Source organism: Lewinellaceae bacterium, assembly GCA_020636105.1.
GTDB lineage: Bacteria > Bacteroidota > Bacteroidia > Chitinophagales > Saprospiraceae > BCD1.
This window is the reverse complement of record JACJYL010000001.1, coordinates 3,048,733-3,063,098: the sequence shown is the minus strand read 5'-3', so window position 1 is coordinate 3,063,098 and position 14,366 is coordinate 3,048,733. Positions and strand designations below refer to the sequence as shown.

Sequence of the window (14,366 nt, the reverse complement as noted above, 5' to 3'; positions counted from 1 at the left end):
ATCCATTGAAACGGCTTCTTTTACATGAAATCAGCGATTTGTTGGAATCAAAACTCATTTTAATACAGTATTTTTCTAATTTGCAAGAGATAATGACCAAAACATAATTACAATCAATTACCCAATAAAATATGAGATACCCGATACTCTTTTTCCTCGCAACCCTCTTTTTTCAGGGCTTTGCCCAAAATCCCACCGCTCCCTACCAGGGGAAATTCGAACAACTTGGCAACCTGATTACCCCGCCGGGTCCCTACCGAACGGCTTCCGGCGCTCCCGGGAAAGAGTATTGGCAGCAGCGCGCCGATTACGTGATCAAGGCTTCTATCGATGAATCGACCAATACGCTGACCGGGGAAGAAAACATTACCTATTACAACAATTCACCGGATGCCCTCCCATACCTGTGGTTACAATTGGAGCAGAATATCAACAAAAAAGGGAACGAGGATTTTGGAGACAGGTTTGGAGGTATTGGAGATTCCGTCACTACCCTGCAGATGCAATACCTGGTCCGGCCCCTGGATTTTGATGCGGGTTGTCAAATCAAATCCGTCAAAGATAAAACCGGGAATCCGCTTGATTTCATCGTCAACAATACCATGATGCGGGTCAACCTAAAGGAGGCGCTTCAGCCGGGACAATCCATCAGGCTTGATATTTCCTGGTCCTACGCCATTACCGACAGGAGTATGTTTGTGCTATCCCGTGAAGGCTACGAACATTTTCCCGAAGACGGTAACAATGTTTACCTCATTGCTCACTGGTATCCCCGGATGGCGGTTTACAATGATACCGAAGGTTGGCAAAACAAACAGTTTCAGCGCCTGGGAGAGTTTGCCCTGGAATTTGGGAATTTTGACGTGGAAATCACCGTGCCGGAAGACCATATTGTGGCGGCTACAGGCACCTTGCTCAACAGCAGCGAGATGCTGGGTAAAAAGCAGCTCAAACGCCTGCAGGAAGCCCGGCAGTCTTTTGATAAACCGGTAGTGATCGTTACCCCTGAGGAGGCAAAAGCCAATGAAAAAGAAAAATCCACAGCGACCAAAACGTGGAAATTCAGAGCGGAGAATGTTCGTGACTTTGCCCTGGCCAGTTCCAGGAAATTCATCTGGGACGCTCAGGCCGTTAACCTTTCCGGCAAAACGGTGATGGCCATGTCTTTTTATCCGAATGAAGGTTTGCCGGTATGGTCGGAAGAATCCACCAAAGCGGTGGCGAATGCCCTGGAAGTTTACTCCGAAGCCACTTTTGACTACCCTTACCCGGTGGCTATTTCCGTCAATACCTCCAACATTGGGATGGAGTTCCCGATGATCAGTTTTAACGGCGGGCGCCCTGTGCATGGATTCATCAGTGAAGGCGCCAAAGCCGGCATGATCGGCACCATCGTGCATGAAGTAGGCCACAACTGGTTCCCCATGATCGTGAGTTCTGACGAACGGCAATGGATGTGGATGGATGAGGGCCTGAATACGTTTCTGCACCAGCGTACCATGGCGCTGCGGTACCCACAGTTTCACCATACGGTACCGGCCGATATTGTGACTTATATGACCGGAACAAAAGACATCATGAGGCCCATTATGGTCCAGTCAGACAATGAGAACATGTTCAGTTTTGGGGCCAACTTCTACCAAAAACCCACGGTTGCCCTTCAAATACTGAGGAATACAGTCATCGGCAGGGATTTGTTTGACCCTGCTTTTAAGGAATATGCCAATCGCTGGAAATACAAACACCCCAACCCGGCTGACCTCTTCCGGACCCTCGAAGAAGCTACTGCGGTGGATTTGGACTGGTTCTGGCGGGGATGGTTTTTTACCACCGATAATGTAGATATTGAATTGGCAGCGGTAAAATGGCTCGTCGTGAAAGAAAATAAGGACGAGAATACTGCCCTGGCTGGTACCGGTGGCATGGCCATGGATCCGGTTATTTCGGATTTTGCAGGAGGCCCCGTTGAGGTGACGATGATTCCGACCCCGGATCAGTATTACGGACAGTTTTTGAGCCGTCTTGATGAGGAGGGAATGCGGAAGGCGGTCGAGGGCAAAAACCTTTATGAACTAACTTTCAAAAACCTCGGCGGACTGGTCATGCCTATCATTGTGGAATGGACTTATGCCGATGGTACTACCGAGATCGACCGTTTGCCGGTAGAGGTCTGGCGACATAACGAGGCCGAAGTGGTCAAAACCTTCCTCAAAGACAAAGAAGTAATCAGCATCAACCTGGATCCGAATAAAGAGCTGGCGGATGTGAATACCGAGAATAATGCCTTCCCGCGGGTGAAAGAGGTGTCGAGATTTGAGCAATTTAAAGCAGGGGATAAATAAGGGGATGCACGGGCAAAATTGCAGAATTTGAGGCTGAGTTAGGATATTGGCTTTCAAAGTGAGGGTGTAGATTTATTGTAAAGTCAAATGTTCGGACAGTGGGACAAGGAACAGTATTTCTTTACCCTGCCTGTGTGTCTAAGTTTTTACCAGGCAGTTTTAAATTCTACGATAATTAATCAATGGCGAAAGAAAAAAACGGACATTAATGAAAAAAAATGTAATAATCCCATTTTAGAAATAATTGATGTTGATATATTGTACATAATATTGTACCTTTGGATGTACATAAACAATACATCATGAAAGCGATAACGATATCTTCATTAAGAGCAAAAATGAAATACTACTTTGATGTAGTAAGCAATTCCATGGATGTTATCATCGTCCCAAGAAACAACAATGACGATGATGCCATTGTCATAATGTCAATAAAAGAGTATAATTCATTAAAAGAAACGGAGTATCTGCTCTCAACATCTAAAAATCGTTTAAGATTAGAAGAATCTATAGATCAATTGAAAGAAGGTAAAACAATCCCTTTTTCTATTGAGGAATAAATTGACCAAATGATAATAGAATTTTCAAAGCATGGTTGGGACGATTTCCAATATTGGATTGAAACGGATACTGAAATTGTCCAAAAAATTAAAGACTTAATCAAATCTATAATGCAAAGCCCTTTCTCAGGTTTAGGAAAACCTGAACCTTTAAAGCACGGATTAAAAGGATTTTGGTCAAGAAGAATATCTCAGGAACATCGGTTAGTCTACAAAGTAAGCGGAAATAAAGGGATTGATCAAAAATGCTCCATCATTCAATGTCGATTTCACTATGATGACTAAGGATGTTATAAGAAAACACGACAGCTAATACAAAAGGCCTGAAGGGTTCAATTTTACTGAATATTTTCAAAGGTTAGGCTAAACTAAAGCAGGGACTGTGGAATGTAGGAGGATATTGCTGTCAGGGCATAGGCTTTCTGGAAACTTTATCTGGAAATTTAATTTTAACACACCGATAAACATGACACTAAAACCAAAAATTGCACTTCTTACGTGCTTGCTTTTAGCAACTTTTTGTATGCTGAATGCCCAAAGCACCACGATCATCCACGCCGGAAAATTACTAGCCGTTCCGGGCCAGGGGGTGCTTTCCAAACAAACCATCGTTGTGAAAAACGGTCTTATAACCGATGTGAAGGCCGGTTTTCTGAACCCGAAGGATCTTGATCTGGAAGATGCCCGGGTGGTGGATCTGAAGGACAAATTCGTCATGCCGGGATTCATTGACCTGCATACCCATGTGACCGGGGAGCGTGACCCCGACCGAAATCCACATGAATGGACGACCCTCAACAAGGAAGATTTCGCTTTTAGGTGCATTCCTTATTTAAAACGGACACTGGAGGCCGGGTTTACCACCGTGAGAGACCTGGGAAGCGATCAGCCCACGCTGATCCCGGCGATAAAGCGCGCCATCAGGGAGGGCAACATTGAAGGTCCGAGAATCATTGCTGCTATAAATATGATCTCCGCCACCGGCGGACATGGCGATTTCCATGGCTACCGGGAAGAAATTGAAGAAGCGATGGGCCCCATGGTAAATACCTGTGACGGATCCGATGATTGCAGGAGAACGGTCAGGGAAATGGTGAAACAGGGAGCCGATGTCATCAAGTTCGCGGCAACCGGTGGTGTTTTGAGTAATACCGCGGCAGGCGTCGGAAAACAGTTGACGGATGAAGAAATGGTGGCCATCGTGGAAACCGCTCATTCCCTGGGCAGGAAGGTGGCGGCCCATGCTCATGAGGCGGACGGTATAAACGCTGCCCTGAGGGCTGGGGTCAATTCCATCGAACATGGTTCTTACCTGAATGATGAATCGGTCGGGTTATTTAATAAAACAGGAGCTTATCTCGTTCCGACACTTTTAGCCGGCGTTTCGGTTGCCGAAGAAATGGAGGTTAATCATAACATTCCACCAGCCATACAGGAGAAGATCAGACAGGTAACGCCGGTAGTGGAAGCTTCCTTCAGACGGGCTTTGAAAGGCAACGTCAAAATTGCTTTTGGAACGGATTCCGGGGTCAGCAAACACGGCACCAACGCCCGGGAATTCGAAATCATGGTGCGCTACGGCATGGACCCTGAACAGGCCATAAAGGCAGCCACCGTAAATGCCGCCGACCTGCTGGGTATGTCCGATAAAATAGGAACCCTTGAAAAAGGCAAACTCGCCGACATCATCGCAGTGGAGGGGGATCCACTTAAAAACATCAGTACGTTGCTCAATATGAAATTTGTTATGAAAGACGGGATCATATTCAGGCAATAATAAATACAACGTTTATGAAAAAGATCAAAAAAGAAAATATCAGCCAGGAAGTATTTGACCTGTATGATGATTACGTCCATAATAAAATTGAACGCAGGCTTTTCATGGAACGATTGTCGGTTTTTGCCATCGGCGGACTGACCGTACCGGCCCTGCTCGATTACCTGTTGCCGAAATACAAGGAGCGACTCCAGGTTCAGCCCGGTGATCCCCGCCTGAAATCGGAATTCATTGAATATGAATCACCCAAGGGAGGGGGCAAAATTCGCGGGCTGCTGTCCCGTCCGGCGGATGAAGACACGAGGTTGCCTGGCATCATCGTAGTGCATGAGAACCGCGGGCTCAATCCTCATATCGAAGATGTAGGCCGAAGGGCCGGACTGGATGGATTCATCTCCCTAGCACCTGATGCACTGACCCCTTTGGGTGGTTATCCCGGCAATGATGATGATGGCCGGGAATTACAAAAACAAAGAGACCGGAATGAAATGCTGGAAGATTTTATCGCCGCTTTTGAATACCTGAAAACACATCCTGAGTGCGACGGGAATGTAGGTGTCGTGGGATTTTGTTTCGGTGGCTGGATCGCCAATATGATGGCGGTTCGTGTGCCTGAATTGTTGGCTGCAGTTCCTTTTTACGGCGGTCAGCCTACAGCTGAAGAGGTGCCGGCCATACAGGCTCCCCTGCTCCTGCACTATGCCGGGCTGGATACCCGCGTCAATGAGGGCTGGCCGGCCTATGAAGCCGCTTTGAAAGCGAACCAAAAGGCATACGAGGTCTATTTCTACCCTGATGTCAACCACGGATTCCATAACGATACCACGCCGAGGTATAATGAACCTGCAGCCAAACTCGCCTGGCAGCGTACCATCGATTTTTTTAAAGCGCAATTAACCAAGTAATCAATAAATATTTTTTAACCAAAACTACACTATTATGAAAAACGTATTGAGTCCAGCATCCGGTTGGATCGTAGCTACCTTTTCCTTGTTAGCCTTATTTTTAATGGGCCTTTCCAACCCTTCCGCCCCAATTCCAGGTGCGATGAACGAACAAAACAACGCCGGCGTCACCTTTGCGGCTGATCCGCTCTTAGGCGAAATCACGATGTTTGCCGGCAATTTTGCGCCCCGAGGCTGGGCATTCTGTAACGGCCAGCTTCTCCCCATTTCTGAGAACACTGCTCTTTTTTCTTTGCTAGGTACGACCTATGGAGGGGATGGTCGCACCACTTTTGCGCTTCCCGACATGAGGGGAAGAGTAGTCATCCATCCCGGAACCGGACCAGGATTGTCCGAATATCGGCTGGGACAAAAAGGGGGGGCAGAAAAGGTAAGTTTTCCCAAAATATCTTCCGTCAATGCAACCAGGGCAGTAAGGGATAACATTTCCTTAGGCGACGGCGAAGCCTCCAATATTCAGCCTTATGTAACCGTGAATTACATCATTGCCCTGCAAGGGGTTTATCCTTCGAGGAATTAGGATTAAGAAACTATTTTCTTGTTCTGGGTATTCCTGTGAAAGACGTTGAAGAACCGCTTCTGCGTAACCCTGAATTCAAAAGAGAAAGCTGTATAGGAGGATGGAATTATTTCCTTGGAGAAAGACTAAAGGAATACCTGGAACCCAAATAACTTTGATCCAAACTATGTGGTTATGTGGTTAAAAAAAAGGAACCACATAACCACATAGCACATAAATCTGGCTGATAAAAAAAAACTACTGTGAACTTTATGACTATGTGTTAATCATCAATAATTATTTTAAAAATGAAAAACCTCTTCTTTTGTTTACTCGTACTTTTGACTATTGGCTCCTGTAAAAAAGAAACCTCACAGGATTTGACGAATTATGTCGACCTCATGATCGGCACGGACGCCACCGGCAATATGTTTCCCGGCCCGAGCACCCCTTTTGGGGGCGTTCAGTTGAGTCCGGATACCTACAATGACGGTTGTTGCTCCGGGTATCATTACACCCATAATTCGATTATCGGCTTTTCTCATACTCACCTCAGCGGTACGGGTTGCGCCGATTACGGGGATGTGCTTTTTATGCCGGCCGTCGGGGAGATCAATATCATGCCAGGAACAGCTGAAGATCCCGATTCCGGTTATCGTTCCCGGTTTAGTCACGATAAGGAAACAACTTCCCCCGGGTATTATAGCGTGTTACTCGATGATTATGATGTAAAAGTGGAACTGACGACCACGCCTCGTGTGGGGTTTCATAAATATACTTTTCCGGCCTCGGCTGAAAGCCATATCATCCTCGATCTCGAGCATGATATTACGGCGGGGGAAGATCCGAAAGACGATTGTTTTATCCGGGTGATCAGCAATACCGAGATTGAAGGACTCAGGCATTCCCGGGGATGGGCCAGTGACCAGTACGTTTATTTTGTTGCCCAATTTTCAGAACCCTTTACCGCATCACAGATCTACCTGGACAACGAACTCCAGCAGGGCACCACTGAAGTGACCGGCAAAGTGGTTAAAGCGGCATTTAAATACGAAACGAAAGCCAACCAGGCAATAATGGTCAAAGTGGGAATTTCAGCGGTAAGCGTGGACGGGGCGAGAAAAAACCTGGAAGCCGAATTGCCACATTGGGATTTTGATGCCATTGTCCGGCAAACCAAAGCCGCCTGGAACAAGGAATTGAATACCCTGAAAGTCGAAGGTGGAACAGCCGATCAAAAAACAAAATTTTACACTGCCCTGTATCACGCGCTGTTGACCCCAAATCTGTATATGGATGTGGACGGGCAATACCGTGGCATGGATCACCAGGTGCATGAGGCTGTAGGGTTTACGAACTACAGCGTCTTTTCTTTATGGGATACTTACCGGGCTTTGCATCCACTGATCAATTTGATCAGCCCGGAGCGAAACGAGGATTTTATCAAAACAATGCTCAAACAATATGAGCATTCCGGGTTGCTTCCGGTTTGGGAACTTTCCGGTTGCGAGAACAATTGTATGATCGGTTACCACAGTGTGCCGGTCATCGTGGATACCTACCTCAAAGGGAATCAGGACTTTGACATTGAAAAAGCCCTGGAAGCCATGCTGACCAGCGGTGCGCAAAACAGCGAGGGAATTCAGCCTTACCGGGATTTTGAATTTATACCACGGGATAAATCTTCCAATTCCGTTTCCAAAGTACTGGAATATGCCTACGATGACTGGTGTATTGCCCAGTTTGCAAAGTCCATTGGGAATACGGAGGTGTACAACCAGTACATCAAACGCGCCCAGTATTATAAAAATATGTTCGATCCTTCCACCGGTTTGATGCGGCCGAGGTATGATGACGGCACCTGGGTGGATCCTTTCGATCCGCTGAAGATCACCATGCTGGATGGAGGAGATTATACGGAGGCCAATGCCTGGCAGTACAGTTTTTATGTGCCCCATGATGTGACCTCGCACATTGAATTGATGGGCGGCGATGAAAAATACATATCCAAACTCGATACTTTTTTTACCCTGGAGACAAAACACGAAAATGCGCCATCCGATTTTGTCGGATTGTTCGGACAATACGCCCATGGCAATGAGCCGGGGCACCACATGCCGTATTTGTACAATTACGCCGGGGCGCCCTGGAAAGGACAGGAGCTGATCCGCAAAACCATGCAGGAACTGTACACCACCAAACCGGATGGCCTTTGCGGCAATGATGATTGCGGGCAGTTGTCTGCCTGGTACCTGTTCAGCGCCATGGGATTTTACCCGGTTTGTCCGGGACAGGATATGTATGTTTTTGGCAGTCCGGTATTTGATAAAGTAACCCTTTCGTTGCCTAATGGAAAGTTATTTGTCGTCCAATCGAAAAATGCCTCCGATGAAAATATGTATGTTCAATCGACCACATTAAACGGGCAGGATTATCCCTATTCGTATATTTCACATACCGACATTTTAAAGGGGGGAACCCTGATTTTTGAGATGGGTGCCACGCCCAACAAAGACTGGGGGGCAAAAAAAGAAAACAGACCTTATTCCTTGCCGATCGAAGCCGAAAACCAGTTAAAGCCCCTGGGGACAGGAAAAATATTCAACCCCTTTGTCGAAACAAATCAAAGATTGTTTTACGATCATTTGTCGATAACACTGGGCTGCATTTCCGAAGGCGTGGACATTCACTACACCCTGGATGGCAGCGAGCCGGATCAAAGCAGCCCGAAGTATTCCGGAGCTTTTGATCTGACTGAAACAGCCACTTTGAAAGCAAAAGCTTTTAAGGAAGGATTTGAGCCAAGCGGAACGGCCAGCCATGAATTTTTGAAAGCCGGGGTGAAATTTGACGGGACATACCCAAAGGTGACCTATTTAGCTCCGGCATCCGGTAAAGATGTTGCCGGAGATGTTGCCGACGGACTGTATGCGGAGAACTATACAGGAGGCGGTGTCAATGGGCTGATCGACGGTAAACTTGGCTCCTTTTTTTACAATGACGGCACCTGGCAGGGCTTTAGCGGAAAAGACATGGAGGTGGTGCTCGACCTGGGAAAACCCATGTCGGTCAACCGGGTAACGGCCGGCTTCCTGCAAAGCCTTGGCGTCTGGATCTTTCATCCGGTAAAGGTTGAGTTTTTCATTTCCGGGGATGGGAAAGCGTTTGACTCCCTGGGCAGCATCGATGTGGTGGTCAATAAAGAAAGCGGCGTGGACGGCGTCAGGTACTTTTCCAAAGAGGCCAAAGGGAAAAAAGCCCGGTATATCAAGGTTCATGCCCACAATATAGGTTTTTGCCCGGAATGGCACCATGGCGCCGGTGGCAAGGCATGGTTGTTTGCGGATGAAGTTGTTGTGGAATAAATTTAAGGGTTGTGTAAAAACCTGCCTTCCGTCACGGAGCAGGCAAGGCTCAATTTTTCTAAAATATCTTTGAAAATGGAATATGTAAAGCTTGAAAAATCGACTTTTTACACATTAAATAATCACCTGATTTAAAAGATTTTTAGCCTTTTTACACAACCCCTAAATTAGATTGATAGCCTAACCGTCAAAAAAACAATAAAATTGAAAATATTAACATGGAACTGTAACGGCGCTTTCAGGAGGAAGTTTGAAAATATTTTGGACTTCAATGCAGACCTATCCATCATCCAGGAATGTGAGAATCCTGCCGAAATACAACACAAACAATATCAGGATTGGGCAGAAAACTATTTATGGATCGGAGACGACAGAAATAAAGGACTTGCCGTTTTCGCCAAGCCTGAAATTAAACTTGAAAAACTGAATTGGTCGAATCAATATAAAGACCATTTTGTAAAGCATTTCTTATCTTGTTCTATCAATCAAGACTTTGACCTGCTTGCGGTTTGGACTCACCGAAACAATTCCCCGAATTTCGGATACATTGGACAGTTATGGAAATATCTTCAGGTTAACAAAGACAAATTGAACAATACGATAATCGCAGGAGATTTTAATAGCAATTCAATTTGGGATCAATGGGACAGATGGTGGAATCATTCAGATGTTGTAAACGAACTGAAAGAAATCGGAATTGAAAGTCTTTACCACAGGTTTACAGGGCAGGAACAAGGACGGGAAACCATTCCGACGTTGTATTTCCAAAAAAAACTCGAAAGGCCATATCATATTGACTATATTTTTGGAGATCAGGGATTTTGCAAACAATTGAAAAAATTTGAAATCGGGGAGGTCGACAAGTGGATAGAAATAAGTGATCATATGCCAGTTTTATGCGAATTTGAATAAGATAACCGCTTAATATCGTGTAACAAAAAGAATCGCTTTAAATAAAATTTCGATTGCCCAGTGCTAATTGAAATTAAATAATGAACCGCCGAATTAAAATTAGGTGCAGAGCACCTTAATCTGTGTTGGCAAACACAGATTAAGGAGATTCAAGGTGCAGCGCACCGCAACCTAAATCTTCGAACATCGAAAGAATGTTGCGGTGCGCTGCACCTTAGATAGATTTTAGAATCTTTTTACAACAAATTTTTCGGTCTTGCCTGGCTGCCAGACAGGTGCGCTGCACCTATTATAATTTTCTGCGGCGTCAGGCAGGCTAAAGCACAGGGCGATGGATGGCTTTTTAAAAATTAAATTTCCAGGAGAAATCTGTAAAATTTCTTTATTCAAAAAATATAATTAATCTTTTGCTACACAGTACTAAAAAGCATAATATTTGGTGAGTCAGGTGGACAAAAATTCTGTACGACAACTATTATAAATATATGGGAGAAAAACACAAAAAAAGGAACATGAAAAACACCATTTTTATACCAACCTCTATCCTGACGCTTGTTTACCTAACTTGTCTAAGCTCGTGTGCATTTATCTTTAATGAACAAACCAATCCGGCGACATCCTCCACCCCGACTTTAAATATCGCCATCCCCACCGCTGGAAATTCCTGGGTGATGGATCATGGCATTTATACGCCCGGGGATATCGTCACCGCAGAGGGCATTCGCCAATGGAGCAATGCCAGTAGCACCATACGTACCTTCTTTTACCTGGAACAAAAAGGTAGCATTTCCCTTGGCATCAGGGCAAAAGTAAGTTCCGGCGTTTCCAGGATCCAATGCACCTTTGGAAATGAATCCCAAAACATTACCCTGGAAGGAAGCCGTTTTGAGGATTTCTACATCGGAGATTTCCAGGTCGAAAACCCCGGGTATTATTTTGTTGACCTGAAGGGTTTGGAAAAGGACGGCGCGGTTTACGCGGATGTAAATGATATTTTGCTGGGAGGAGCAGGAACCCGTGATACTAAATTTATAAAAGACGATTTCTATTTTGGAAGAAGAGGTCCTTCGGTCCATTTAAATTTCAACGTGCCGGCAGGAGTGGAGCAGGTGCAATGGTTTTACAGTGAACTCACCATCCCCAAAAATCAGGATGTGATAGGATCTTATTTCATGGCCAATGGTTTCGGAGAAGGGTATTTTGGAATACAGGTAAATTCCGCCACCGAGCGGAAAATACTTTTTTCCATTTGGAGCCCCTATGAAACAGACAATCCGTCGGATGTGCCGGAGGATTATAAAATAAAATTATTGAAAAAAGGCGCAGGCGTTACCACCGGGGAATTTGGAAACGAAGGCTCCGGCGGACAAAGTTACAAAGTGTATCAGTGGAAAGCCGGCCTGACCTACGGCTTCCTGGTCGGCGCCCAACCAACGGGCAATGGCCAGACGGATTATGCGGCGTACTTCCATGACCCTGCAACGAACAAATGGAGCTTAATAGCGGAGTTCAGAAGACCCCACACGAACACTTACCTGAAGCACTTATATTCCTTTTTGGAAAATTTCATCCCCGAAACGGGCGTACTGGAAAGAAAAGGCTTGTACCAAAATCAATGGGTGTATGATGCTGCAGGGTGGCATGAACTCACGGAAGTCACTTTCACAGCAGATAATACCGCCAGAAAAGCCTACCGGCTCGATTATTCCGGAGGGGTCGAAAACAACAGCTTTTATTTAAAAAATTGTGGGTTTTCCGATGATAATGTTTTGATAGATTCGAGATTTGAAAGAAACAAGTTACACAATGCGCCGAAGATAGATTTTACTTCATTGGAAAAATATTAACTTTACAGCAGAGGCCTCAAGAGAAGGTTATGCGGCCTAGGCGTCTTCTCCTCGCGGCCCTTGCGGTTAAAAAAAATTCAATGATAAAATGCTATCGGGGTTTTGAACCACTATTATTATTGGCACTCATAGGAGTGGTTTTAACCTCCTGCGAAAGAGAGCCCCTCGTCCCTGCTGCGAATTATGAAACCAAAAACGTGATCATCATCGTCATGGACGGGCCCCGCTATTCGGAAACCTGGGGAGATTCCACCCACCAGTTCATCCCGCGAATGGCCAATCAGATGGCCGGTAAAGGCATGGTTTATACCCGGTTTTACACCAACGGGCCCACTTATACCAATGCCGGACACACCGCCATGACCACAGGATTTTACCAGGAAATCAATAACAGCGGGACCGAATTGCCCCAATATCCCTCCATTTTTCAGCATTGGCTGCAAACCACCGACAATGACAGCCTGGCCGCCTGGGTCATTTCCAGTAAAGACAAACTTGAAATTTTATCAGATTGCACCCTTCCGGAGTGGAAGGGCAAAAGCAGGCCAGCCACCAATTGTGGCGTTGATGGTTTGGGGAGTGGCTACCGCGAGGACAGCATTACCTATTACAACGCCCTTAAAATTTTGGCGACCCATCACCCTCAATTGGCGCTCATCCATTTCAGGGATCCGGATTTCTCCGCTCACCAGAACAGTTGGGAAAAGTACACCAATAGCATTTATAAAACCGATGAATACATCTATAAAATATGGACTTTTCTCCAAAATGAATACTTCTACCAGGGCACCACAACGGTGTTTGTCACCAACGACCACGGCCGTCATCTGGATGGCATAAGCAATGGGTTTGCCGGCCACGGCGACGGATGTGAAGGCTGTCGGCATATCAATTTGTTTGCCTGGGGGCCCGACTTTAAACAGGGGTGCCTAACCGATACCCCGAGAGAACTGGTGGATATCCCGGCGACCATCGCGGAGCTGATGCATTTCAGTCTTCCTGAAGGGGAGGGGGCGGTGATGAAGGAGTTGTTTAAGTAGTATGAGTCATCCCGGCATTCCATGCCGAGGACAGGTTCCCGAAATTTCAACAACTGTCTGAACTGGAAATTATATGATTACATTAAAAAAAAACTCTAATAATTAAATAATTTCGATGAAATATTTAGCGACAATCCTGCTCATTATAGCAGCAAAAGTTTCAATTGCTCAAATACTGTATAAAGATAGTATTTTCTTTGAAGTCAATAAAACCACTTACAACTTCGACACTTATAAAAATGAACCATTGCAATTCGATTATTATCAGGCGGGAAACGCCAGGATAAAGATGCCTTTGTTGGTTTTTGTACATGGTGGTGGGTTTTCAAATGGTGTAAGAGATGATGCCGAAATTGTGCGTTTTGCTACAAAACTTGCTCAACGAGGATACGCTGTTGCATCGGTTTCATACAGATTAACGATGAAGGGGATTGGTTTTGGTTGCGATGTTGAGTTTAGTAAAAAGATAGCAGCTATTGATTCGGCTTCGTACGATGTTAACTTAGCAATAAAGTATATGCTCGACCATGACAAAGAATTCCACATCGACAAAAATAAAATTATTCTTGCCGGTTCAAGTGCAGGGGCTGAAACGGTTTTAAATATGGCCTATGTTTATGAAGATGAAACCTTGCCTGCGGATTTTAATTATGCAGGTGTCATTGGCATGGCAGGAGCAATAACTACATTAGATAAAATAAACGCCAATACAGCTATTCCCACACAACTTTTTCATGGTACTGGGGATAGATTGGTACCTTATAACATCGCCCCGCATCATTATTGTAATTCAAATGATAAAGGCTATATAATGCTATATGGTTCTGAACCGATTGCTGAGCGTTTAAAAGGTTTGGGTGCCTCCTATTACTTTTATACCATTTATGGCGGCTCGCACAGCTGGGCAGGTTTGCCCATGACCAGAAGCTTTGATGAAATTATTGACTTTATCTATCACGATATAATCAGCGTTAATTCTGTAAGGCAAACTAACCGAACAATAAATGACAGATGATTTGAAATTATTTATGACCGATTTTATTTAACAATAGTCCGGGC

Annotated in this window: 11 protein-coding genes; all 11 read left to right on the top strand. The window is 45.2% G+C overall.

Going from position 1 to position 14,366, the window contains the following annotated elements:
* The first annotated feature begins 131 nt into the window (after nucleotides 1-131).
* The 11 genes from H6571_11575 (at nucleotide 132) to H6571_11525 (ending at nucleotide 14,322) form a co-directional block, all read left to right on the top strand.
* Complete coding sequence (locus H6571_11575) at nucleotides 132-2,342, top strand: M1 family metallopeptidase (protein ID MCB9324365.1); 2,211 nt, start codon at nucleotides 132-134, stop codon at nucleotides 2,340-2,342.
* Between the two features lie 302 nt (nucleotides 2,343-2,644).
* The gene (locus H6571_11570; GenBank protein ID MCB9324364.1) at nucleotides 2,645-2,902 is read left to right on the top strand and encodes a type II toxin-antitoxin system Phd/YefM family antitoxin; all 258 of its coding nucleotides are present in this window, start codon (nucleotides 2,645-2,647) and stop codon (nucleotides 2,900-2,902) included.
* Nucleotides 2,903-2,911: 9 nt separating this feature from the next.
* Nucleotides 2,912-3,187 (top strand): Txe/YoeB family addiction module toxin, encoded by a 276-nt coding sequence (locus tag H6571_11565; GenBank protein MCB9324363.1) that lies wholly within the window; start codon nucleotides 2,912-2,914, stop codon nucleotides 3,185-3,187.
* 181 nt (nucleotides 3,188-3,368) lie between these two features.
* Nucleotides 3,369-4,679, top strand: coding sequence for an amidohydrolase family protein (locus H6571_11560; protein ID MCB9324362.1), 1,311 nt, complete (start codon nucleotides 3,369-3,371; stop codon nucleotides 4,677-4,679).
* 14 nt (nucleotides 4,680-4,693) lie between these two features.
* Nucleotides 4,694-5,584, top strand: coding sequence for a dienelactone hydrolase family protein (locus tag H6571_11555; protein ID MCB9324361.1), 891 nt, complete (start codon nucleotides 4,694-4,696; stop codon nucleotides 5,582-5,584).
* 142 nt (nucleotides 5,585-5,726) lie between these two features.
* Nucleotides 5,727-6,164: a phage tail protein gene (locus H6571_11550; protein MCB9324360.1), complete on the top strand. Its 438-nt coding sequence runs from the start codon at nucleotides 5,727-5,729 to the stop codon at nucleotides 6,162-6,164.
* A gap of 287 nt (nucleotides 6,165-6,451) precedes the next feature.
* Nucleotides 6,452-9,508, top strand: coding sequence for a glycoside hydrolase family 92 protein (locus H6571_11545; protein ID MCB9324359.1), 3,057 nt, complete (start codon nucleotides 6,452-6,454; stop codon nucleotides 9,506-9,508).
* Nucleotides 9,509-9,712: 204 nt separating this feature from the next.
* A complete protein-coding gene (locus tag H6571_11540; GenBank protein MCB9324358.1) occupies nucleotides 9,713-10,420 on the top strand; it encodes an endonuclease/exonuclease/phosphatase family protein in 708 nt (235 codons plus the stop codon).
* Between the two features lie 512 nt (nucleotides 10,421-10,932).
* Nucleotides 10,933-12,267: a DUF3472 domain-containing protein gene (locus tag H6571_11535; GenBank protein MCB9324357.1), complete on the top strand. Its 1,335-nt coding sequence runs from the start codon at nucleotides 10,933-10,935 to the stop codon at nucleotides 12,265-12,267.
* Nucleotides 12,268-12,347: 80 nt separating this feature from the next.
* Entirely contained in the window at nucleotides 12,348-13,307 is a 960-nt protein-coding gene (locus H6571_11530; protein MCB9324356.1) for a sulfatase-like hydrolase/transferase, read from the top strand.
* 115 nt (nucleotides 13,308-13,422) lie between these two features.
* The gene (locus H6571_11525; GenBank protein MCB9324355.1) at nucleotides 13,423-14,322 is read left to right on the top strand and encodes an alpha/beta hydrolase; all 900 of its coding nucleotides are present in this window, start codon (nucleotides 13,423-13,425) and stop codon (nucleotides 14,320-14,322) included.
* Nucleotides 14,323-14,366: the final 44 nt, after the last annotated feature.

What these genes read in the sequence shown, in the direction of transcription:
- H6571_11575 (MCB9324365.1), top strand. Translation starts at nt 132, where the DNA reads ATGAGATACCCGATACTCTTTTTCCTCGCAACCCTCTTTTTTCAGGGC.
- H6571_11570 (MCB9324364.1), top strand. Translation starts at nt 2,645, where the DNA reads ATGAAAGCGATAACGATATCTTCATTAAGAGCAAAAATGAAATACTAC.
- H6571_11565 (MCB9324363.1), top strand. Translation starts at nt 2,912, where the DNA reads ATGATAATAGAATTTTCAAAGCATGGTTGGGACGATTTCCAATATTGG.
- H6571_11560 (MCB9324362.1), top strand. Translation starts at nt 3,369, where the DNA reads ATGACACTAAAACCAAAAATTGCACTTCTTACGTGCTTGCTTTTAGCA.
- H6571_11555 (MCB9324361.1), top strand. Translation starts at nt 4,694, where the DNA reads ATGAAAAAGATCAAAAAAGAAAATATCAGCCAGGAAGTATTTGACCTG.
- H6571_11550 (MCB9324360.1), top strand. Translation starts at nt 5,727, where the DNA reads ATGAACGAACAAAACAACGCCGGCGTCACCTTTGCGGCTGATCCGCTC.
- H6571_11545 (MCB9324359.1), top strand. Translation starts at nt 6,452, where the DNA reads ATGAAAAACCTCTTCTTTTGTTTACTCGTACTTTTGACTATTGGCTCC.
- H6571_11535 (MCB9324357.1), top strand. Translation starts at nt 10,933, where the DNA reads ATGAAAAACACCATTTTTATACCAACCTCTATCCTGACGCTTGTTTAC.
- H6571_11530 (MCB9324356.1), top strand. Translation starts at nt 12,348, where the DNA reads ATGATAAAATGCTATCGGGGTTTTGAACCACTATTATTATTGGCACTC.
- H6571_11525 (MCB9324355.1), top strand. Translation starts at nt 13,423, where the DNA reads ATGAAATATTTAGCGACAATCCTGCTCATTATAGCAGCAAAAGTTTCA.